General features: G+C 73.3%; 13 protein-coding genes. 9 read left to right on the forward strand and 4 right to left on the reverse strand.

The genetic code is table 11. The features are described 5' to 3' along the window. Positions 1 to 65: 65 nt before the first annotated feature. Together ABZ454_RS27825 and ABZ454_RS27830 are read right to left on the reverse strand one after the other, a co-directional pair. Positions 66 to 1,421: a diaminopimelate decarboxylase gene (locus ABZ454_RS27825; protein WP_359541938.1), complete on the reverse strand. Its 1,356-nt coding sequence runs from the start codon at positions 1,419 to 1,421 to the stop codon at positions 66 to 68. A 218-nt stretch (positions 1,422 to 1,639) separates the two neighbouring features. Next, entirely contained in the window at positions 1,640 to 3,286 is a 1,647-nt protein-coding gene (locus ABZ454_RS27830) for a helix-turn-helix domain-containing protein (RefSeq protein WP_356318643.1), read from the reverse strand. Positions 3,287 to 3,462: 176 nt separating this feature from the next. On the opposite strand from ABZ454_RS27830, the gene ABZ454_RS27835 reads away from it, so the two are divergent. Beyond that, on the forward strand, positions 3,463 to 5,694 hold the full coding sequence (locus ABZ454_RS27835) for a PQQ-binding-like beta-propeller repeat protein (RefSeq protein ID WP_359541940.1): 2,232 nt from the start codon (positions 3,463 to 3,465) through the stop codon (positions 5,692 to 5,694). Positions 5,695 to 5,809: 115 nt separating this feature from the next. Here ABZ454_RS27835 and ABZ454_RS27840 read toward each other — a convergent pair whose 3' ends face one another. Beyond that, positions 5,810 to 6,343: an EF-hand domain-containing protein gene (locus tag ABZ454_RS27840; RefSeq protein ID WP_359541943.1), complete on the reverse strand. Its 534-nt coding sequence runs from the start codon at positions 6,341 to 6,343 to the stop codon at positions 5,810 to 5,812. Between the two features lie 670 nt (positions 6,344 to 7,013). Here ABZ454_RS27840 and ABZ454_RS27845 point away from each other — a divergent pair. The 8 genes from ABZ454_RS27845 (at position 7,014) to ABZ454_RS27880 (ending at position 20,468) form a co-directional block, all read left to right on the forward strand. Beyond that, on the forward strand, positions 7,014 to 7,769 hold the full coding sequence (locus tag ABZ454_RS27845) for a (5-formylfuran-3-yl)methyl phosphate synthase (protein WP_356318637.1): 756 nt from the start codon (positions 7,014 to 7,016) through the stop codon (positions 7,767 to 7,769). A 7-nt stretch (positions 7,770 to 7,776) separates the two neighbouring features. Beyond that, positions 7,777 to 9,180 carry an aldehyde dehydrogenase family protein gene (locus ABZ454_RS27850; RefSeq protein ID WP_359541945.1) on the forward strand — a complete coding sequence of 468 codons (1,404 nt, stop codon included), beginning with the start codon at positions 7,777 to 7,779 and terminating at the stop codon, positions 9,178 to 9,180. A 2-nt stretch (positions 9,181 to 9,182) separates the two neighbouring features. After that, positions 9,183 to 10,286 (forward strand): NAD(P)-dependent alcohol dehydrogenase, encoded by a 1,104-nt coding sequence (locus ABZ454_RS27855; RefSeq protein WP_359541947.1) that lies wholly within the window; start codon positions 9,183 to 9,185, stop codon positions 10,284 to 10,286. Between the two features lie 104 nt (positions 10,287 to 10,390). Beyond that, positions 10,391 to 11,299, forward strand: a complete 909-nt coding sequence (locus ABZ454_RS27860) for a class I SAM-dependent methyltransferase (protein WP_356318631.1) — start codon at positions 10,391 to 10,393, stop codon at positions 11,297 to 11,299. A gap of 527 nt (positions 11,300 to 11,826) precedes the next feature. Beyond that, a complete protein-coding gene (rph, locus tag ABZ454_RS27865; protein ID WP_359541949.1) occupies positions 11,827 to 14,424 on the forward strand; it encodes a rifamycin-inactivating phosphotransferase in 2,598 nt (865 codons plus the stop codon). Positions 14,425 to 14,646: 222 nt separating this feature from the next. Next, positions 14,647 to 15,633: a hypothetical protein gene (locus ABZ454_RS27870; RefSeq protein ID WP_359541951.1), complete on the forward strand. Its 987-nt coding sequence runs from the start codon at positions 14,647 to 14,649 to the stop codon at positions 15,631 to 15,633. Between the two features lie 51 nt (positions 15,634 to 15,684). Continuing rightward, entirely contained in the window at positions 15,685 to 17,532 is a 1,848-nt protein-coding gene (locus tag ABZ454_RS27875; protein ID WP_359541952.1) for an HSP90 family protein, read from the forward strand. Between the two features lie 2 nt (positions 17,533 to 17,534). Beyond that, entirely contained in the window at positions 17,535 to 20,468 is a 2,934-nt protein-coding gene (locus ABZ454_RS27880) for a hypothetical protein (RefSeq protein WP_359541954.1), read from the forward strand. A 71-nt stretch (positions 20,469 to 20,539) separates the two neighbouring features. Here the strand turns inward: ABZ454_RS27880 and ABZ454_RS27885 are convergent, their stop codons facing one another. Continuing rightward, positions 20,540 to 22,102: a mucoidy inhibitor MuiA family protein gene (locus ABZ454_RS27885; protein ID WP_359541956.1), complete on the reverse strand. Its 1,563-nt coding sequence runs from the start codon at positions 22,100 to 22,102 to the stop codon at positions 20,540 to 20,542.

The raw sequence follows: 22,102 nt of genomic DNA on the forward strand, positions 1-22,102 counted from the left end.
TCTCCGTCATGCCGAGCGGCTCGTGAGGCCGAGTTCGCCCCCTGCCCCGCCCCCTCCTCCCTCGCTCATCGCTCCGAACCCTCCGCGCACAGCGCCACGAGAGCGTCCGCGTGGGAGAGGCCGCTCTCCTCGACGACCTCGCGCACGCTCTGGGCCTCGCGGACCAGGGCGAGGCGGACGTGCCCGGAGGAGTCCGCGCGGTAGCCGTACACAGCGGGCCGGGGCAGGGAGTTGTACGAGAAGTGCGACGAGAAGTAGTACGCCCCGGTGTCGTACAGCGCCACCACGTCCCCCGGGCTGATCGCCGGCAGTTCGCGGGCGACCGCGGTCAGGTCTCCGGCGAAGCAGCACGGCCCCGCGACGTCCACGACCTGGAGCGGCCCCTCCTTGGGACGGCCCGCGGCGTCGAACACGCCGACGCGCAGGGGCCACGCGTCCGGCATGAACACCGTGCGGGTGGCCACCTGGGCTCCGGCGTGGGTGACCGCGATCCGCCGGCCACCGGCCGACTTGGTGTACTCGACGACCGAGCCGATGGTGCCGCTCTTCGCCAGCAGCGAGCGGCCGAACTCGGTGACCAGCGTGTAGCGGCCGTCGAAGAGTCCGGGGGCGACGCCGCGCAGTTCGGCGACGTAGTCGGCGTACGTGGGGCGGTCGTCCTCGGTGTCGAAGTTGACGGGCAGGCCGCCGCCGATGTCCAGGCCGGTGATCCGGGCGTGCCCCACCTGGTTGTTGATCCGCTCAGCGAGGTCGTACGCGGCGCCCACCCCCAGGGCGATGAGCGGCAGCGGGCAGCCCTGGGAGCCGACGTGGGCGTGCAGGCGGTTGAGCCAGGGGCGCCGGGCGAACGCGTCGATCACCGCGTCGACGGCTCCCGGGTCGCGCAGGGCGACGCCGAATTTGGACGTCGCGGTCGCGGTGCTCATCGCCCCGATCGCGCCGGCCCCGACCTGGGGGTTCACCCGCAGGCCGACGGGGCCGGCCGGTTCGCGGCCTGCCAGCAGACGGTCGACGCGCGCCAGCTCCTGGAAGTTGTCCAGGTTGATCGCGATGCCGTGATCGAGCGCGAACTCCAGCTCCTCGACCGTCTTCGCGGGGCTGTCGAAGACCAGGCGGCCGGGGCTGAAGCCGGCTGCCAGCGCCTGCTCCAGCTCACCGGGCGAGGCCACTTCGCATCCCATGCCCGCCTCGGCGAGCAACCGCAGCACCGGGACCAGTCCACAGGCCTTGGCCGCGAACGTGTGGTGGACCGTGGCCGGGCCCTCGAACGCCTCCTTCAACGCGTCCACCGCGGCCAGCACGCCGTCGACGTCGAGCAGACCGACCAGGGGCGCGCCGGGGCCGAGCAGGCCCTCCTCGACGGCACGGGCGAGGGCCGCCTCGCGTGCGCGGCTGCGCTGAGGGGCCTTGTCGGAAGTCACCTGAACCACACTCCTGCGGGAAGGGTCGCTCGTGCACCGCGCCCGTCGGTTCGCGGGCCGTGGTGCCCAGCTTCGGCGTGCGCAGCCCGTCATGTCTTCGTCGTCCGGAACCAGGAACGACCGGTGAGCTTGTCCGTGCCGACAGGGGAACGATCACGCAGAGGGCCCCCGCGCCGGAACGTGCCCGTCCGGTGCGGGGGCCGGGGCTCTGCGACGGCTCAGGGCCGGGCGGTCCCCAGACGCAGACCGATGTCCGCCAGGAGCCGCACGGCCGGGTCGGCCAGGTCCACGCCGAAGAGCTCCCGGGCGCGGCGCAGCCGGTACCGCAGGGTGTTGGGGTGAACGTTGAGGCGACGCGCGGCGGCGGCCGTGTCGCCGAACGCGTCGAGATGCGCGGAGACCGATGCGCCGTACCACGACCCGTGCGCCCGGTCGTGCTCCAGCATCGCGTGCACCGGTCCCGAGAGGGTCTCCCACAGAGGGGCCACCCGGTCGAGCAGCCGCAGCACCGTCGCCTCCGCCGCCACCTCCGCGTACGACGCCACCGCCGACCCGGCCCCGCCGGCGGGCAGCCGCGCGGCCCGCGCCCTCAGCACCCGCACCACCAGCTCCGCCGCGTCCCGCGAGTGGGGCAGCTCCGCCAGGTCCGCCACGACGGGCCCGGCCCCGGCGAAGACCACGCCGCGCGACACCGCACGGACCGTCGCCAGCAGGGTGCGCGCGGGATCCGCCTCACCGTCCACCGCCGGCACCAGGGCGTACAGCCGCTGCCCCGACCGTGCGGTCACGCACCCCGGACGGTAGGCGGCGGCCTGCAACGCGAGGACGTCGAGGACTCGTTGCGCGACCTCACCCGGTGCGGGCTCCAGGCCGTCGTACGCCTCCGCCACCATCACGGCGTACGGCCGGCCCCGTACGATCCCGGTGTCGTACGCCGCGTGGGCGCTGCCCGCGAGGAGTGCGTGCACCGCCCCCTCGCGCGCCCGGGTTGCGGCCCGGCCCCACGTCCGGTGGTGCGAGAGATGGGGGACGGCGGCGCGGCCCGCCGTCCGCAGCGCCGCCACCGCGTCCTCGGCCAGCGGCCGCCCGTCGGCGGCGGCCCAGATCGAGCCGAGAACCTCGGAGCCGTGCCGCACCGCGACCGCCAGCCGCTCGGCGTACCGGTCGTCGGCGGGTCGCCGCACCACGTCGTCGGTGCTCCACAGGGCCTGGAAGAAGCCGCTTTCCCGTAGTTCGGCGACCCGCCAGCGGGGCACCTCCTGGCCGAGGATCGTGAGCCTGCGCATCGGATCGGGCTCGTGATCCATCCGCGAGTACGCCAGCACCCGCGACTGCGGGTCCTCGATCGTGATCGCGCCGCCGACGAGGTCCGCGACGGTGTTGGCCAGGCCCGACAGATCGCCCAGCCGCAGCCCGTCCACCCCGGCCGCCCCCGCGGACCGGTCCGCGGCGCTGTGCGCCCATGCCGTCCGCAACTGGCCGAGCACCTCGGTCCAGCCCTGTCCACGTCGCCGGGTCAGCAACGCCGTACGCCCCCGCTCCGCCGCCTCCAGCAGAGCTGTTCGCGGCCCCCGGGCTCCGCGCCGCATCACCACGGCCGCCGCCCCGGCACGGTCCGCCGCGCCCAGCACGTCGACCGCCTCGGGCGAGGCGACCTCCACACCGACCGCGAGCAGGACCAGCCCGGTGGCGGCCCAGGCCTCTTCGTCCCTCTCCTCGCCCGAGTCGTGCAGCACCACGTCGGACACGGGCACGCCGGTGCCGCACGGGGCCATGACGACGTCGAGCGTCCCGGAGGGGAGCAGGGCGAGGAGCTGCGCCAGTGTGGGGCCGGGGGCGGGGCGGTCCGATTCAGCGATGCGCATCCGCCCATACTCGCCGCATGCCGCTTCCCCTCGGTGCCGAACGGTCCCTTGGACCGGAACAGTCCCCGTTCGTCCCCCGCTTTGCTCTGCCGTACCGCCCTGCGGATAGTTTGTGGCAGGACAGGTACGCAGGCCCGTGACGGCGGAGGCCCACGGGGGACGGGAGGTCGGGAAGAGTGTCGCTGCGCGGAGGCGATCCAGCCGAGATCGGCGGTTATCCGCTCGAGGCACGGCTCGGCTCGGGTGGCATGGGCACGGTTTTCCTCGCCCGTACGAGTTCGGGGCGGCCTGTCGCGATCAAACTGATCCACCAGCAGTTCGCGGGGGACGAGGAGTTCCGCATCCGCTTCCGGCAGGAGGTGGCGGCGGCGCGGCGGGTGAGCGGCGCGTTCACCGCCGCCGTGGTCGACGCAGCCCCCGAGGCGGAGCAGCCGTGGATGGCGACGACCTACATCGAGGGGCACACGCTCGCCCAGCACATCGCCGCTGAGGGCCCGCTGAACGGGGCGGAGCTGAGGCGGCTCGCCGTCGGGCTGGCGGAGGCGCTGCGCGACATCCACCGGGTGGGGGTCGTCCACCGTGACCTGAAACCCTCGAACGTCGTGCTCTCACCCGAGGGCCCGCGCGTCATCGACTTCGGCATCTCGCGCGCCGTGGACCAGCAGACGCTGACGATGACCGGGCGGGTCATCGGTACGCCGCCCTTCATGTCGCCGGAGCAGTTGCAGGCGCCGCGCGGCGTAGGACCGCGGTCCGACGTCTTCTCGCTGGGGACGCTGCTGGTGTACTCCTCGACGGGTCGCGGTCCCTTCGACGCGGACAGCCCGTACATGACGGCGTATCAGGTGGTGCACGAGGAGCCGTCGCTGGACGCCGTGCCGGTGGCCCTGCGCGCGGTCGTGGAGTTGTGCCTGGACAAGGAGCCCGAGGGGCGTCCCTCGGCGGACGAACTCCTCGTGCTCCTGCGGGACCTGCCGGCCGACCTCGGGGGAACCGAGGCGAACCGAGCCGGCGCGGGCCGCACCCGCGACATGATCACCCAGCATCACCTGGCGACGCCGGCCACCCCGGTGCCGGCTGCCGCCCCGGCCGGTCCCGATGCAGGGAGCGCCCGCACGCCCCTCGGCCGCCGTCTGCGCAGCCGATGGCGGCCCGCGCTCGCGGCCGCCGTCGCGGTGGCAGCGATCGGCGGGGGAGTCGCCGCACTCGACACGGGCGGCTTCGGGGAGAACGGCGGCGACACGGGCGACGGCGTCGCGGCGCCGGGCGCCGCGCTGCCGGCCGGCTTCCGGCCGTGGCGTCAGACCGTGCGGGGCGGTCGGGAGGACATCCCCGACGAGCTGCGCTGCGTCGCGCGCGGTGACGCACTGTTCTGCGGGGGCGGCGGGGTGGTCGCGACCCGGGTCGGCGCGCTGGACGGCTCGCGGGTGTGGACGGTGAAGAGCCCGGGCGTCCCCGTGCAGGGCATGCATCTGGTGGGCGCCACCGACGACACGGTGCTCGGCTTCCGCTTCGCCGCCGAGGACGCCCCGCAGGGCCCTCCCGCCGAGGTGGTGGCCATGGACGCGGACAACGGCCGGGAGCTGTGGTCCGTGCCGTCCGGCGCCCAGTCGACGGCCGTCACGGGGCGGACGCAGGACGCCCTCGTGATCGGCTCCGCCGTCGTGACGGTCGATGCCCTCAACTCCCGCCTGGAGGCGCGGGACGCGCACAGCGGTGAGGTCATCTGGACGGCGTCGTTCCCCACGGGCACGCAGTGCGCTCCCGTCCCGGCGGGCCCGCGCCTCTTCGCGATGTGCGCGACGGACGCGGAACTGGACGCCTCGGAGGTGCGCCACCCCACCCTGTACACGGTCGACCGCGCCTCGGGAGCACTGGGCAGGCCCATCGCGGTCGACGGCCCCGCCGTGCCGATGGGTGTCGCCGACGGCGAGCTCGTACTCCTGCGGGCGCACACGGAGGGGACGGCCCTGGCCGGCTACGACGGGGTGGCGCGGGTCGACCCGGGCTCGCGGAAGGTCACGTACTCCCGGCTGGACAAGCCGTACGCGGGGACGCCCGGCATGGCGGACGGCACCCTGTACGTCAGCGGGCAGACCGGTCTCGTCACGGCGCTCGACGCCGCGACCGGCCGGAAGAAGTGGTCGCGGCAGACCAGCGTGGAGGGCGGGTCGGGCCCCGTCGCGGGAGGCGACGCCCTGTATTTCAGCTCGGCCACCGGCCGCGTGGTCGCCCTGTCGCCGTACGACGGCACCCCCCTGTGGACCACGGATCCGCAAGCCGATGGTCTGACGGGCGAGCAGGGCGCAAGCCCGCGCGTGACCGTTGCCGGGCGGGTGGTGATCGTGGCCGCGGCGAAGAACACCCTCTTCGCCTTCGACGCGCAGAACCCGCCGAAGTCGGGCTGACGGCCGGGTCCGCGCCTGGTGGGACCGGCCCTGCACGGGCCACGCGACGGGGCGGGGACCGCGTCCGGAGCCCGGCGGCCCGCCCCTCGGGAGCGAGTCGCCGGGCCGGGCCGGATCAGACCGCCGGAGAAGCGGCCAGCAGGTCCGCGGGGATGCCGCCCTGGTCAGGGGCGTAGAAGTTCTTGATCTCGGCTTCCCAGACGTCCACCCCGATGCGGTCGGCGTCATCGGGCTCGAAGGCGTCGAACAGGGCGTGGATGTTCGGCAGGTCGAAGCCGACCCCGCGCAGCATGCCGATGAACACCGGTCGGGTGACGGCACCGCTGCCGTCGAGGTCGCCGAGGCGCGCGAAGCCGGCCGCGAACGCGTCGACCGCCTCGTCGAAGCGCTCCGGCGACAGGACGCACGCCTCGTACTCGGCGTAGGTGATCCGGCCGTCGTGATCGGCATCGAGGCCACCGGCCAGCGCGTTCCAGTAACGCGTGAAGCCGGCCCGCATGGCCTGCTTGCGGGCCTCGTCGGCTCCCGGCACGGCTGCGGCGACCCGGCTGCTCATCAGATCGAAGTCGTCGGCTTCCAGGACCCCGTTGCCGTCGGCGTCGAACAGGGTGAACACGAGTTTCACACGCTTGACCGCTTCGCTTCGCATGGGCTCTTACCTTTCGTCAGGCCAGGAGACGGGGACGGCCGCGCATACCGGCTGCGCCGTACGGTGCACGACGGTCCGGAGGCGTACCGGAGCCGCCGGCAGGTGCCGCGGAGATCGCGTGGGACGGGGGAGACCCGTGTCTCCGGCGGGCCGGTCGCACTGCCCTCGCGCTGTCACTGTGCGGGCTGAGGGAATCCGGTGTCTTCGGGAGACCTGGCTGTTCAGCAGAAAGAATGAAAACAGCGCCGCTCCCGCATGAACCGGTCGCCTCGCCGCCAGCCGGTTCCGCACGCCTCCTCGGACGGCGGCCGGGCGCCTGTGCCGGTCGTCGGGCCGCCCGTGGGAGACCGGGTGCACGGACCGAGCCGGCCGTCGCCGTGCTCCCCCTTCGAGCCCCGCGGACCCCGCGGGCGGAGCGGGCATCAGCCGCCCCGCGTCCCGCTCCCGCGTTCCGGCCGCACGGGGAAACCGCTCCGGACCGGCGGATCGGACAGGAGCCGGCGGGAGCGGCGCGCGCGGCGCACTGGGGGCGCCGGCAGTGCCCCGTCCGGTCTCCGCGCGCCCTACCGGGGGCTACGGGCCGCCCGGATGATGAACGGACCGCACCATTTCCTAGCGCATCCGCACACCTGCTTCCTGGCCGGGTGGACGTGCGGTGAAGGGACTCATCTTGTTGCTTCTCATCTCCCCGGACGGCGTCGAGGAGGCACTCGACTGCGCGAAGGCGGCGGAGCACCTCGACATCGTCGACGTCAAGAAACCCGACGAGGGCTCGCTCGGCGCGAACTTCCCGTGGGTCATCCGAGAGATCCGCGAGGCCGTCCCGGCGGACAAGCCGGTGTCCGCCACCGTGGGAGACGTGCCGTACAAGCCCGGCACCGTCGCCCAGGCGGCGCTCGGCGCCGCTGTCTCCGGAGCCACCTACATCAAGGTCGGCCTCTACGGCTGCACGACGCCCGACCAGGCCGTCGAGGTCATGCGGGGGGTCGTCAGGGCGGTGAAGGACTACCGGCCGGACGCCTTCGTCGTCGCGTCGGGGTATGCCGACGCCCACCGGATCGGCTGCGTCAACCCGCTGGCCCTGCCCGACATCGCGCTGCGCTCCGGCGCCGACGCGGCCATGCTCGACACCGCGGTCAAGGACGGTACACGGCTGTTCGACCACGTTCCGCCGGACCTCTGCGCGGAGTTCGTACGGCGGGCCCACGAAGCCGACCTGCTCGCCGCCCTCGCGGGCAGCGTGAAGGTCCGCGATCTCGGCGTGCTGAACCGCATCGGCACGGACATCGTCGGGGTGCGCGGCGCGGTCTGCGAGGGCGGCGACCGCAACAGCGGACGGATCCAGCCGCACCTGGTGGCCGCCTTCCGGGCCGAGATGGACCGGCATGCCCGGGAGCACACGGCGACCGTCACCGCCGCGAGCTGACCCTCGCGTGCCCACACCTCAGCGCCGGCAGTCGCCCACCACTCCCGGCGAGCGCTTCACCGTCCTCGATCCGGCCACCGGCGAGGCCTTCGACGAGACTCCCCACCAGCAGCCGGACGAGCTGGACGCCGTCGTCGGCCGGGCCCACGACGCCTGGCACGGCTGGCGGGCCGACCCTGCCGCGCGCACCACCGCACTCCTCGCGGCAGCCGACGCCGTGGACGCGGCCGGGACGGACCTCGCCCCCCTGCTCACCCGTGAGCAGGGAAAACCCCTGGCCGAGTCGTACGCGGAGGTCGCCCGCACGGCGGCCCGGCTGCGCTACTTCGCCGAGATGGCGCCCCGGCGCCAGCCCTTCACGGACGGCCGGCCGGTGCGCAGCGAGATCCGCTGGCGACCGCTCGGGCCCGTCGCCGCGCTCGTACCGTGGAACTTTCCCCTCCAGCTCGCCTCCGCGAAGTTCGCGCCCGCGCTCGCGGCAGGCAACACGATGGTGCTCAAGCCCTCCCCCTTCACCCCTCTCGCCACGCGGCTGCTGGGATCCGTCCTCTCCACCGCCCTCCCCGAGGACGTCCTGACGATCGTCACCGGCCGCGAACCCCTCGGCGCGCGCCTCGCATCCCATCCGGGGGTGCGCCACGTGACCTTCACCGGTTCGATCCCCGCGGGACGGGCTGTGGCCCAGGGCGCGGCGGCCACACTCGCCCGCGTCACCCTGGAGCTGGGGGGCAACGACGCGGCGATCCTGCTGGACGACGTGGATGTGGAGCGGATCGCGGACCGGCTGTTCTGGGCGGCGTTCCGCAACTGCGGGCAGGTCTGCATGGCGGTCAAGCGGGTCTACGCCCCGGCCCGGCTCTACTCGCACGTGGTCGAGGCCCTCGCGCAGCGCGCGAAGGCCGCCGTCGTCGGCGCGGGCCTCGATCCCGCTACGGAGCTGGGGCCGGTCAACAACGCCCCCCAGCTGGCCCGGGTCGAGCACTACACGGCGCGGGCCCTGGCGGACGGCGCCCGGGCCGTGGCCGGGGGCCACCGGCTGGACCGGCCGGGCTACTTCTTCGCCCCGACGATCCTGGCCGATGTGCCCGCCGGCAGCCCGGTGGTGACGGAGGAGCAGTTCGGCCCCGTGCTGCCGGTGCTGCCGTACGGGAACCTCGACGAGGCCGTCGAGGCGGCCAACGACACCGGTTTCGGGCTGGGGGGCTCGGTGTGGGGGACCGACCTCGACCGGGCCGAGGAGGTGGCCGACCGGCTGGAATGCGGCACGGCATGGATCAACCACCATGCCGAACTGTCCCTCGCCCAGCCCTTCGCGGGCTCCAAGGAGAGCGGTGTCGGCGTCGCGGGCGGCCCATGGGGACTCTTCGGCAATCTCAGACCGTTCGTCGTGCACCGTCCGCAGGAGGCGTGACGATGAGGTTCGGCGCCGCGGTACTGCGTTCGTACGAGAGCCCGTTCACCGTCGAGGAGGTGCTGCTGAACTCGGGGCCGGCCGAGGGCGAGGTCCTGGTCGAGATCGCGGGCTGCGGGATGTGCCGGACCGATCTCGCGGTCCGGAGGTCGGCGGGCCGCTCACCGCTGCCGGCGGTGCTCGGCCACGAAGGGGCGGGGGTCGTGGTGGACACGGGGGGTCCGCACACCGGCCTGGACAACGGCGACCACGTCGTGCTGAGCTTCGACTCCTGCGGCCGCTGCCACAACTGCATGGACGCTGCCCCCGCCTACTGCGACTCCTTCGGTTCGCTCAACCTCTTCGGAGGGAGGAAGGAGAACGCCGCGCGGTTCACGGACGCGGCCGGGGACGAACTGGCGCCCCGGTGGTTCGGCCAGTCCTCGTTCGCCGAGTACGCGGTGGTGCCGGCCCGCAACGCCGTGCGCGTCGACCCCGCGCTGCCCGTCGAACTGCTCGGCCCGCTCGGCTGCGGATTCCTCACCGGCGCGGGAGCGGTCTTCCACTCCTTCGGCGCCGGACCCGGCGACACCGTCGCGGTCTTCGGCGCGGGAGCGGTGGGGCTGGCAGCCGTGATGGCGGCCACCGCCTCCGGAGCGGTGAGCATCGCCGTCGACCGGCACCCCGCACGGCTGGCCCTGGCCGAACGGTTCGGCGCGGTCCCGCTGCACGCGGCATCGGCCGACCTGCCCGGCCGCATCCGGCAACTGACCGACGGCGGCGCGTACTACGCGCTCGACACCACGGCCTCCGCCCAGCTGATCAACGACGCGCTCCGGGCGCTGCGCCCGACCGGCCACCTCGGTCTGGTGGCCCGGCTCCACACCACGTTGCCCCTCGAACCGGGGGCGTTGGACCGAGGCAGGAGGATCTCCCACATCTGCGAGGGGGACGCGGTGCCGGGACTGCTGATTCCGCGGCTGACCGCCCTGTGGCAGGCCGGACTGTTTCCCTTCGACGAGCTGATCCGTACCTATCCGCTGACCGACATCAACGAGGCCGAACGCGACTGCGAAGCGGGCCGCGTGGTCAAACCCGTCGTGATTCCGGAGCGGAGGCGGCGATGAGCGGGACACGGACGCCTCTCGCGCGCCGATCGCCTTCGTCCGCCTTCGATCCGTCATCCGTGTCCCTCGCTGTTCGTGGTCCCAGCTCGCCCAACGGAGGAAACGTGGCCGGTACAACGCATCACCACACCGGTGGGGAAGGCGTGGAAGGGGGTGTCGGGGTGACCGCTCTCCTGGTCGCCGCCGCCCGGGCGATCGAAACCCATCGCCCCGACACCCTGGCACAGGACATCTACGCGGAGCACTTCGTGCGGGCCGCACCGGCGTCAGCCGGCTGGCCGGTCCGCCCGCACCAGGTCCCGGACGGGGACACGAACCCGCTGTGGGGGCGGTTCGCGCGCTACTTCGGTCTGCGCACGCGCGTCCTCGACGACTTCCTCCTCCGCTCGGTGCACACCGGAAGCGCCCGCCAAGTGGTGGTACTCGGGGCGGGGTTGGACTCGCGGGCCTTCCGGCTGGACTGGCCTCCCGGCTCCGTGGTCTTCGAGGTCGACAGGGAAGGGGTGCTGGCGTTCAAGCACAAGGTGCTCGACGGCCTGTCGGCCACCCCCAGGGCAACCCGCGTTCCCGTCCCGATCGATCTGCGTGCCGACTGGGTGGGAGCGCTGACCGACGCAGGCTTCGACCCGGCCGCACCGAGCGTCTGGCTGGCCGAGGGGCTGCTGTTCTACCTGCCGACCGCCGCCGAGACGTACCTCATCGACATGGTGGACCGGCTGAGCACGGAGGGGAGCGCTCTCGCGTACGAGGTCAAGCTCGAAAGGGACCTGATGGAGTACCGCGACAGCCCGCTCTACACCGCCACGGCACGTCAGATCGGCATCGACCTGCTCGAGTTGTTCGACCGGGAGCCGCGGCCTGATTCCGCCGGCGATCTGGAGCGCAAGGGCTGGTCCACGGCGGTCCACACCCCCTTCGACTTCACCCGCCATCACGGACGCGGCCCGTTGCCCGAGCAGAACGACGCCCTGGCGGGCAACCGGTGGGTGTTCGCGACCAAGCCCCGGCCGTAGCGCCGCGGTCTGTCGACCCGCCATCGGCCGGGGCCGGAGTCTCCCCGCAAGCAGGCACCCCTCAGGGCTGGAAGAGGCGTCGATCAGCGCGAGGCCGCCGGATCAGCGGCGTCGGAGCGAACACTTCCGGTCTGTCCGCAGCAGGCCGGCATCGCTCATCACATGGCGAAGGCAGGAAGATCTCTCTTCCTGCCACTCCCAAGATATAGCGCACCGGGGGGCTTGCGGCAAGACCCGGGTCGTGACGCAGAATCGTCCGCCGATGCCCCAACCTGCGGAAACGAGGGCGCCGGGTGCCGTCGACGTCCGGGGGAGGCGGTCACGCCGAGCCTGTGGTGCGGCCGGCAGCGACGTCGCGGGCGCCCGGGGCCGGAGTGCGGGGCGGGCGCGCGTACCGGCCGTCCGTCAGGGGGAAGGCAGCGCCGGACGGGGGCGTGCCCGACGGGAGATGCGACAGAAAGGGAGGCGCCGGTGATTCGATCGGGCACCGCAGTACAGGGGAGCACGGCCGTACCGGAGGAATCGCGATGAACGAGCAGTACGTGTGGGACCTTCGAGAGGTTGACGAGGGACAGGCCGAGGTCGTCGGCGGCAAGGGCGCACACCTGGGCGCGCTGTCGCGGATCGAAGGCGTCCGCGTCCCGGACGGCTTCTGCGTGACGACCCACGCCTTCCGGCGGATCATGGCGCAGGCGCCATCGGCCGGCGACCGGATCGATCAGCTGTCGCGCCTGAACCCGGACGACCGGGAGGCGATCCGCACGCTGAGTGCGGAGATCCGCCGGACGATCGAGGAGATCGCCGTTCCGGGCGATCTCGCGTCGGCGATCACCGGCGCGCTCTCCCGGCTCGGCGAGGGGGCCGCCTGCGCCGTGCGGTCCAGCGCGACGGCGGAGGACCTTCCGACGGCGTCGTTCGCCGGCCAGCAGGACACGTACTTGAACGTCGTCGGAGCCTCCGCGGTCCTCCGGCATGTCAGCCGGTGCTGGGCCTCGTTGTTCACCGAGCGGGCCGTGACCTACCGGCAGCGGAACGGCATCGACCACCGAACGGTCCACATGGCCGTGGTCGTGCAGCGGATGGTCTTCCCGCACGCGGCCGGCGTCATGTTCACCGCCGACCCCGTCACGGGCAACCGGAACGTCGCGACCGTGGACGCCGGCTTCGGCCTCGGTGAGGCCCTGGTCTCAGGCCTGGTGAACCCGGACGTCTTCGAGGTGCGTCACGGCGAAGTCGTCACCAAGGCGATCGCCGCCAAAGAGCGTGCCGTTCGCGCCGAGCCGGCCGGCGGCACGCGGGAAGTGGCGATCGATCCGCAGCGGCAGGAGGAGCCGGCGCTGACGGATGCGCAGGTCGTGCGGCTCGTGCAGCTCGGACGGCGTATCGAAGCGCACTTCGGCCGCCCGCAGGACATCGAATGGTGTCTGGCCGACGACGGCTTCCACATCGTGCAGAGCCGGCCGATCACCACCCTGTTCCCCGTCCCGGAGAGCGACGACCAGGAGAATCACGTCTACGTCTCCGTCGGCCACCAGCAGATGATGACCGACCCCATGAAGGCCCTGGGGTTCTCCATGTGGCAGCTGACGGCCATGGCGCCGATGCACGAGGCCGGCGGGAGGCTGTTCGTCGACGTCACCCGGCGCCTCGCCTCGCCCACGAGCCGAGCCGCCCTCCTGGACCTCATGGGGAAGGGCGATCCCCTGGTCAGGGACGCTCTGGAGACGGTCCTCGAGCGCGACGGTTTCGTCCCGTCGCTCCCGGACCCGGCGCCCGGCGGGCCGCCCGGAAGGGCTGCGCCCGCCCCGATCGAGACCGATCCGGCCCTCGTCACCCAGCTGATCGAGCGCAGCCGGCTGTCCCTCGCCGCCCTGGAGCGCGACATCCGGACGAAGACAGGACCGGCGCTGTTCGACTTCCTGCTGGAGGCCTTCGAGGAGCACAAGCGCGTCCTCAGCGATCCGCTGAGCATTCAGGTGATCATGGCGGGCATGGAGGCCACGTGGTGGCTCAACGACAAGCTGCGGGAGTGGCTGGGCGAGAAGAACGCGGCTGACACGCTCACGCTGTCCGCCCCCGACAACGTCACGTCCCGGATGGGACTGGAACTGCTCGACGTGGCGGACGTGATCCGCCCGCTGCCGGAAGTGGTGGCGTTCCTGCAAGGCGTGGAGGACGACGACTTCCTGGACGAACTGGGGAAGCTCGCGGGCGGGACCGAAGCCCGCGACGCCATCGAGGCCTACCTCGACCGGTACGGCATGCGCTGCGTCGGCGAGATCGACATCACGAGGCCACGGTGGCGCGAGCGCCCCAGCACGCTCGTGCCCGTGATCCTCGATCACGTCAGGAACTTCGAGCCGGGCGCCGCCGAGCGGCGCTTCGAGGAAGGGCGGCAGAGGGCGCAGGAGAAGGAACGGGACGTGCTGTCGCGCTTGCGGGCCCTGCCGGAGGGGGACGCGAAGGCCGACGAGGCCAAGCGGATGATCGACCGGGTCAGGACCTTCATCGGATACCGGGAGTACCCGAAGTACGGCATCGTCAGCCGCTCCTTCGTCTACAAGCAGGCCCTGCTGGAGGAGGCCGGGCGTCTCGTGCAGGCAGGGGTGCTCGCTGAGAAGGAGGACGTCTTCCACCTCACGTTCGGGGAACTCCACGACGTCGTGCGGTCGAACCAGGTGGACGGCCGGCTCATCCAGCGGCGCAAGGACGCGTTCCGGTCCTACCACGCCCTCACGCCGCCCCGGGTGCTCACCTCGGACGGCGAGGCGCTCACCGGGGCCTACCGGCGCGACGACGTACCGGCCGGCGCCCTGACCGGCCTGGCCGTTTCCGCCGGGACGGTCGAGGGAAGAGCACGCGTCGTCCTCGACATGGCGGACGCCGACCTCGAAGCGGGCGACATCCTGGTCACGACCTTCACGGACCCCAGCTGGTCGCCCCTGTTCGTCGGCGTCGCGGGCCTGGTCACGGAGGTGGGCGGCCTGATGACCCACGGCGCGGTCATCGCCCGGGAGTACGGATTGCCGGCCGTCGTGGGCGTCGGACAGGCCACCCGGATGATCCGGGACGGGCAACGGATCCGTGTGCACGGAAGCGACGGATACGTCGAGATCCTGCCGTGACCGGCCGCCCCACCGGGACGCCTCGTCCGTAACCACCGGGCGCACGGCCCTCGTTGCTCACGGGATCGACGCACGGAGATGCCCGGCTGGAACGGGAGCGCCGGGGAGCGGCGGTCCCGGTACCGGATCCATGGAGCAGTCGTGAAAACCCTGTGGAACCGCTGTCGGTGCGGCCGCTTATGCTGCACCGGACGATCAGGCGGGACCAGGGGAGGGCGCGGCATGTTCGGCAAGCTGTTCGGCAGGGACGGCGAGAGACCGGCGGCGGGTCCCCACGCGCTGCCGGTCCCGCGCAGGCAGAAGAACGGGATGTACACGCTGCGTGCGCTCGGGGACGTGCGGGTGCTCGCGCTGGTGGAGGCGGCCGACGCCGGGGAGTGGGAGTCGGTCAAGGTGGCGTTGGAGCCCTTCGATCTGGGCCGTGAGCACCAGGTCCTGAACGAACTCGAAGAACTGGACGGTGTGCAGGACTGGATCGGCCGAGCGGTCGAGGAGGACAAGGAGCACCGGGCGACGGCCCTGCTCATATCCGGGGCGCGTCACATCAACTGGGGCTGGGAGGCGCGCACCGCCGCGCGCGCCGTGAACGTGACGCAGGAGCAGTGGCGGGTCTTCCACGAGCGGCTCCACATCGCGGAGGAGCAGCTGCTCGAGGCGGCCGAGCTGCGGCCGGACTGGGTCGCGCCGTGGCGCCGGCTCCTCACCTCCGGCCGCGGCATGTCGCTGGGGACCGACGTCAAGGAGGCCCGGCGCGACGCGGCCCTGCGCCGTGCCCCGCTGGACCTGGAGACCCACGTCGAATGGGTCTCACAGTTGCAGCCCCGCTGGGGCGGTGAGCCCGGCCAGGCCATGGTGTTCGCCCGCGACGCGCTCGCCCGCGCCCCGCAGGGGGACCGGCTCGGCTGCGTGATCGCCATGGCGCACATCGAGGACTGGGTCGAGTCGGACCAGGAGGGCTGCCTCAGAACCCCCGAGATCCAGGCCGAGTTGCGGAACGCGGCCGACCACAGCATCCTCCACCCCGCCTACGTGCGGCGTCCCGGCTGGCAGCACGACTTCAACGTGTTCGCGATGGCCCTGTCGCTCGCCGGTGAGCGGCACACGGCGGCGCGGGTCTTCCACGCGCTCGACGGCGCCTACACCAGCTGGCCGTGGGCCTACTTCGCGGAGCCCGAGAAGCAGTTCGCACGCCACCACCGCCGCGCCTGAGCGCGCGCAGGCCCCCTTCCACCCGCCGCTTCTCCCCCTCCGGACTGCCTGATGACTCTGCCCGACACCGTCCCGAACCCGACCGGCGACGACCGCACCTTCCAGGTGGATCTGCGCGGTCTCGTCGATCTCCTCTCGCACCACCTCTACTCCAGTCCTCGCGTCTACCTGCGCGAACTCCTGCAGAACGCCGTGGACGCGCTGACCGCCCGGCACAGCCTCGAACCGGCCGCGCCCGCCGAGGCCTTCGGAATCCGCCTGTACGCCGACGGGTCGGTCGTGCGCGTCGAGGACGACGGCGTCGGGCTCACCGAGACCGACGTGCACGCCTTCCTGGCCACGATCGGCCGGAGCAGCAAGCGTGCGGAACGCATCGCGGAGCAACGCGGCGACTTCATCGGCCAGTTCGGCATCGGCCTGCTCTCCTGCTTCCTGGTCGCCGACGAGATCCACGTCGTGAGCCGCTGCGCCCGCACCCCCGGCGCACCCGCCGTGGAGTGGCGGGGGCGCGGCGACGGCAGCTACACCGTCCGGACCCTGCCCGCCTCCGCCCGCCCGCGCCCCGGCACCACCGTCACCCTGACGCCACGCGCCGACGCGGGCGAGTGGACCCGCCCGGCACAGGTGCACGCGCTGGCCCGGCAGTTCGGCTCCCTGCTGCGCCACCCGGTGACCTTCGACGACGGAACGGGCGGCCCGGGCGCACGGATCAACCCGGAGCCCGCGCCCTGGGCGCGTACCTATCCGACCCCGGGAGCCCGGTCCCGCGCGCTGGCCGCGTACGGGAAGGAGGTCTTCGGGTTCGAGCCGCTGGACACCATCGATCTGGACCTTCCGGCCGTGGGGCTGAAGGGCATCGCGTGCGTGCTGCCCGAGGCGGTGCCGACCGGTCGCCGCCACGGCCATCGCGTGCACGTCAAGGGCATGCTGCTGTCGGAGCAGGCCGAGGAGATCCTGCCCGAGTGGGCGTTCTTCGTCCGCTGCGTCGTCGATGCCGAGAGCCTGCGCCCGACGGCCTCCCGGGAGTCCCTGTACGAGGACGACACCCTCGCCGCCGTCCGCGACGCCCTCGCCGAGCGGCTGCGCGCCTGGATCTCCCGGGCCGCCGCCAGCGACCCTGAGCTGCTCGCCCGCTTCCTCCGGGCCCACCACCTGGCCGTGAAGTCGCTCGCGGTGCACGACGACGAGATCCTGCGGATGCTGCTGCCCTGGCTGCCGTTCGAGACCACCGACGGGTCCACCAGCCTCGACGAGTTCGCCCGCACCCACCGCACCGTGCTCGTCACCTCCAGCGTGGAGGAGTTCAGGCAGGTCGCGGCGATCGCCTCGGCCGCCGGGCTCGGCGTCGTCAACGGCGGCTACACGTACGACCGTGACCTGGTCCACCGGCTCCCCGAGATCAGGCCCGAGGTCAGCGTCGCCGACCTCGACCCGGCGACTCTCACCGCCCATCTCGACCCCGTCGACCGCGAGACGGAACTGGCCGCCGCGCCCTATCTCGCCCTGGCCCGCGACGCCCTCGCCGTCTTCGACTGTGACGTCGCGCTGCGCACCTTCCAGCCCGCCTCCGCCCCGGCCCTCCTCGTCGACAGCCGCGAGGCCCGGCACGAGCGCACCCGCTCCCAGCTCGCCCGTGAGCAGCAGGGCGGGGTGTGGGGCGACATCCTCGGCGCCCTGCGCCAGGAGGCCCCGCGCGCCCAGCTGATCCTCAACCAGCTCAACCCGCTCGTCCGCACCGCCACCGCCATCGATGAGCCCGAGCTGGCCCGTACCAGCGCCGAAGCCCTCTACGGGCAGGCCGCGATGCTGTCCCGGCGCCCGCTCAGGCCCGCCGAATCCAGCCTGATCAACCGTTCCTTCCTCAATCTCCTCGCCCACGCCCTCCGCAAGGACAGCTGACGATGCCGACCGCACCCCAGAACACCGACGAGCTGTACGAGGCGCTCCAGGAGAACCAGCGGCGCCCCTACGGCCGCGTCCGTACCGTCGCCGCCGAGGAACTCGTGGACGCCGCCGAGCAGATCGAGGATCCCCTCGCCCTGGTCCGCGCGCTCCTCGAACTCCAGGAGGCGTACACCTACGGCTCCGAACCACGGAAGGCGCCCGTCGTCTTCGCCCGTGTGCTCACCCTCTTCGACGAGCAGCCCGACCTCTTCGACGAGCGTCTGCGCCGCCTGCTGTTCTGGCGGTTCAAGTGGGTGGCCAACGCCCTGCGCGCCCTGCCCGAGATGCCGCTGACCAGCCTGCGCCAGTGGCTCACCGAGATGCGCGACCGCTACGAGAAGGCCGGACTCGGCCTCCAGCCCTACTACGGACAGGCGTACCAGCTCGCCGCCCACCTAGGCGAGGACACCGCCCTCGCCTACGAGCTGTGGGCCGGCCGCAGCCGCACCCCCCTCAGCGACTGCGAAGCGTGCGAGATCTGCGAACGGGCCCTCCACCACCTGGCGGCGGGCGACGACGCACGGGCGCTCCGCACCTGGGAGCCCGTCCTCAGCGGCAAGGAATCCTGCCAGGAGGAGCCGGCCCGCTCCCTCTCGTACGCGCTGCTGCCCCTGCTGCGCACCGGCAGCACCGACCGCGCCCGCGAACTGCACCTGGCCGGCTACCGCGGCTGCCGCCGCAACCCCCCGATGGCCGGAGAGGTCGGCCGGCACCTGGAATTCTGCGCACTGACCGGCAACGAGGCCCGCGGCCTGGAACTGCTCGCCGAGAACCGGACCCTGTTCGACGAGGTGGACTCACCGCTGGACCAGTTCGACTTCCTCACCGGCGTGGAGGTCCTCCTGCGACGCGTCGAACTCCTCGGTCACGGCGAACTGCCCGCCGCCGGATACGCGGGCCGCACCTGGACGGTGGCCGGCCTCTGCGCCGAGGTGCGCAGCCGCGCCGACGACCTCGCCGCCCGCTTCGACACCCGCAACGGAACCACGGCCCACACCGACCGCCGCAGGGCCCGCATCGGCCGCGCACCGCTCCTGGACGAGCTGGAACTGACCCTGCGCACCCGCAGCCTCGACGACGTCTCCCCGGCCGCCCCGGTGACCGCACCCACCGGCCATGAGACGCCCGCCGTCCCCGAGTCGGTGCCCGAACTCGTCGCCCGGGCACGGGAGTGGGGCGAGCAGGGGCACCCTGGGGCGCAGCTCTGCTGGGCCCGGCTGCGCACGCTCGTGGCCGCCCGCGACTACACCCATCCCGACGACCCCGCCATCGGTCCACTCGTACGGCTGCGTGCGGACCTGCTGGCCGACGAGGCGAGCCTGACCGGCGAGAAGGACGAGTTCGCCGACGCCGCCGACCTCTACGAGGAGGCCGCAGGCCTGTACGAGGACGCCGGGATGCCGCAGGACGCGGCGATCGCCCGCGCCTGCGCCGCGCTCGCCGTCGCCGAGACCCCTGCCGAGGACGACGACGGGCACGAGGCGAAGGCGGCGGCGCTGACCGCCGCCCACGCCCGCATGGTCCGCCTGCAGGAGGAGACGCCCGGCCTCGCCCCCTACCAGGAGGGGCGCCTGCTGCGGCTGCGCGCGACCACGCTCGGCCTTCGCCTGCAGGCCACGGGGGACGAGGAGCACGCCGCGGCGGCGTTCGCCGAAGCGGACCTGCTGCACGCGTTCGCCACCCGGCACGACCTGGACGCGCAGATCTCAGGCGCGGCCCTGCTGCGGGCCGGCACGCACGCCGTCTCCGGTGACCTGCCCTCCGCCGTCGCCGGACTCGACGCCCTCCTCCACCGGCTGAAGGAGCACGGTCCCGCCTGGCACCAGCCCCGCGCCCTGGGGCTGCGCGGCCGGATCCAGCTCGGTCTGCGGGACGCGCAGGCGGCGTACACCGACCTGGCCGAAGGCGTACGCGTGGCTGCCGAGTGGCAGGGCGTGGTCGCCGACACCGCCCGCCTGCACGGTGACCTCGCCGAGGCGTGCATGCACCTGGGCCGCCCCGACGAGGCACTGCGTCACCTGACGCGCTCGGCGGAAGTGGACCTCCGCCGCGGCAACAGGACGGGCGCGTTCTGCACCTACAGCAACGCGGCCGAGCTCAGCCTCGACCTGGGACGCGTCGAGGACTGCATCGCGCTGCTCGACTCCGTCCTCGCCGAACCCGATGTCGCCGCCGGAGAGCTGGACGACCGGCTCGCGGCACAACTGCGCCTCGTCCGCGCCCGCGCGCTGCACGCGGGTGAGGACCTCAAGGCCGCCACCGCGGAGTTCGTCGCCCTCGCGGCCGAGTCGGCCGGCTGGGACGACGACCCGGGGAGCCACGCCATGATCGCCGCCGAGACGGCGGTGCTCCTCGGCGAGTCCGGCGAGTTCGACCGGGCGCGCGAGGCCGCGCGTCAGGCACTCGCCGCGCACGCCCGGGCCCCGCGCTACGAGCAGCTCAGCAACGCCCTGCGCGAACTCGCCCGCCTCCAGGCCGAGCGGCAGGGGCCCGACGGCCTGGCCGACGCACTCGTCCACCTCGGCGACGCCGGCCGGATAGCCGACGAGGCCCGGGCTGCCGGGTTCCAGGCCCGCGGCCGCTCCCTGGACACCGCCCTGGCCTACGAACACGGGCGGGTCCATGCCCACGCCGGCGCGTACGAGGACGCCCTGACCGCCTTGGACAAGGCTCTCGCCCTGCTGGGCGAGCCGGGGCCGGAGAAGGACCACGCCGGCGAGTGGGCGGAGTGCGTCCGGCTCGCGGCGGCCGTGGAGGGGATCTACCTGGAACGCGCCGCCCCCGCCCTCACGCGTCTCGACGCGGCCGTCCCACGGCTGACCTCCCTGGGCCATGCCGAGGAGACCGAACCGCTGGTCGCGCTGGCGGGCCGGCTGCGCGACGAGGAGTGACGCGGCGCCGCGACGGCGGCGGTGGGAACGGCCGGCGGGCCGCCGCACGGACGTGCGGCGGCCCGCCGGACTCAGAGTCCGGTGACCTTGGCGCTCGCCGACACCTCGTAGACCAGGGTGACCGTCCGGCGGCCGCCCGGCGGGAGCGTGACGTTCCAGTGCACGATGCCCTCGGCATCGACCATGTCGGGCGCCGGGGAGCACGCCTCCTTGTGCAGCCGTACGTGCACGGCCGAGACCTCGGAGACGGGGATGCGTTCGCGGAGGGCGACCACCCGGTCGCCGTGCTCGCCGGGGGCGGAGAAACGGGACAGGTGGAGCCGGACCGTACGGGTGATCACCGTCCGCTGGGTGAGCCCCGCCGCTTCGCGGACCTCCTCGGCGTGCCGGAGCACCCTGTAGTCGTCGCTACTGCCGAAGGCCAGCTCGACGGGGGAGCCGGGGGCGGTGAAGTCCAGGGTGCCGCGGCCGCTGAAACCGCTGCCCCGGATCAGATCCACGGGCCCGGCGAGCAGCGCGTGGCCGGACCGGTTGTCGAACCGCACGACCTGGGTGACCAGGGGGGACAGCTCGGGCGAGCAGGCGTACTCACTCGGTGCGGCCGCGGTGAACGCGGAGAGACGCACCCGGTGCGCGCGGCCGTCAGCGGGGACCGAGACCGGTGCGGGGGGCCTCAGCACCCGCGCCTCGCCGCCGTCGTCCACCCCGGGCAGTCCGAGCACCGGGGCCGGCCCGAGCGTCCCGATCTCCTCCTCGCGCAGCTCGACGTCGACCGTACGGCGCTCCGCCGCGGAGCGGTCCTCGAGCGTCAGCCGGTCCTCGTCCAGCCGTGGCGGATCGGTGGCCAGGGCCGAACGGGCCGTCGACAAGGTCAGCCGTACGCCGGACCAGTCCTCACCGGTGCGCTGCCAGACCATGGCGTCGGTCTCCAGCGTCAGACCGTCGCCGTCGAGCACGGCCCGGTAGGCGGGCCGCCACAGTGCGCACGGGGTGAGGTGGCTCAGCCGCAGCCCGACCGGCCCGGCGGCCGCCGCGTCCACGGTCAGCTCGACGTGGCCGACCAGCTCGGCCGGTTCGTCCTCCGCGTGGAACAGCGCCCGCTGCGTTTCGGTGAGTTCGGCCGGGAGGGACGTCAGCCGTGCCCCGACCGTGCGCAGGTGCTCGGCGTGCACGTCGCGCTCGGCGTCCAGCCGGTCCAGCTCGCGGGTCCAGCGGAGCTGCTCCGTCTCACCGGAGCCGGCGCCTTCGCCGATCTCCCGCAGCAGGTCGGTGGCGAGGCGGCCGAGCAGTCCGAGCCGGGCCTGCAGCCGGTCGCGCCGCTGTCCGAGCTCCTGCTGCTCCTGTTCGAGGGCGTGCACGCGGTGGCGCAGGGCGGAGTCGTTCCCGGCGGGCGGCGACGGCTCGCGCGGTGTCCAACTGCGCACCATCCGCACGTCGAGCACCGTCGCGGGATGGTCCGCGGTCAGCTCGGCGTGGAGGGTCCGGTCGACGGCCAGCGCACTGACCGGCCCCAGGCGCAGCCGCTGGACCCCGGCCGCCAGGTCGAGCACGACGGCGCGCTCGATGTGGGCGCGGTCCTCCAGGCACGTGACGGCGGTGACGGGGAGGGCGATCGGCTTCGGTTCCGTGGACAT

Origin of the sequence: Streptomyces sp. NPDC005803 (assembly GCF_040630435.1) — a bacterium.
Taxonomy (GTDB): Bacteria; Actinomycetota; Actinomycetes; order Streptomycetales; family Streptomycetaceae; genus Streptomyces.

Excerpts from the sequence above, each read along its gene's own strand:
- ABZ454_RS27840 (WP_359541943.1), bottom strand. The coding sequence starts at position 6,343 with ATGCGAAGCGAAGCGGTCAAGCGTGTGAAACTCGTGTTCACCCTGTTC.
- ABZ454_RS27875 (WP_359541952.1), top strand. The coding sequence starts at position 15,685 with ATGACTCTGCCCGACACCGTCCCGAACCCGACCGGCGACGACCGCACC.
- rph (WP_359541949.1), top strand. The coding sequence starts at position 11,827 with ATGAACGAGCAGTACGTGTGGGACCTTCGAGAGGTTGACGAGGGACAG.
- ABZ454_RS27870 (WP_359541951.1), top strand. The coding sequence starts at position 14,647 with ATGTTCGGCAAGCTGTTCGGCAGGGACGGCGAGAGACCGGCGGCGGGT.
- ABZ454_RS27855 (WP_359541947.1), top strand. The coding sequence starts at position 9,183 with ATGAGGTTCGGCGCCGCGGTACTGCGTTCGTACGAGAGCCCGTTCACC.
- ABZ454_RS27885 (WP_359541956.1), bottom strand. The coding sequence starts at position 22,102 with ATGTCCACGGAACCGAAGCCGATCGCCCTCCCCGTCACCGCCGTCACG.
- ABZ454_RS27880 (WP_359541954.1), top strand. The coding sequence starts at position 17,535 with ATGCCGACCGCACCCCAGAACACCGACGAGCTGTACGAGGCGCTCCAG.
- ABZ454_RS27830 (WP_356318643.1), bottom strand. The coding sequence starts at position 3,286 with ATGCGCATCGCTGAATCGGACCGCCCCGCCCCCGGCCCCACACTGGCG.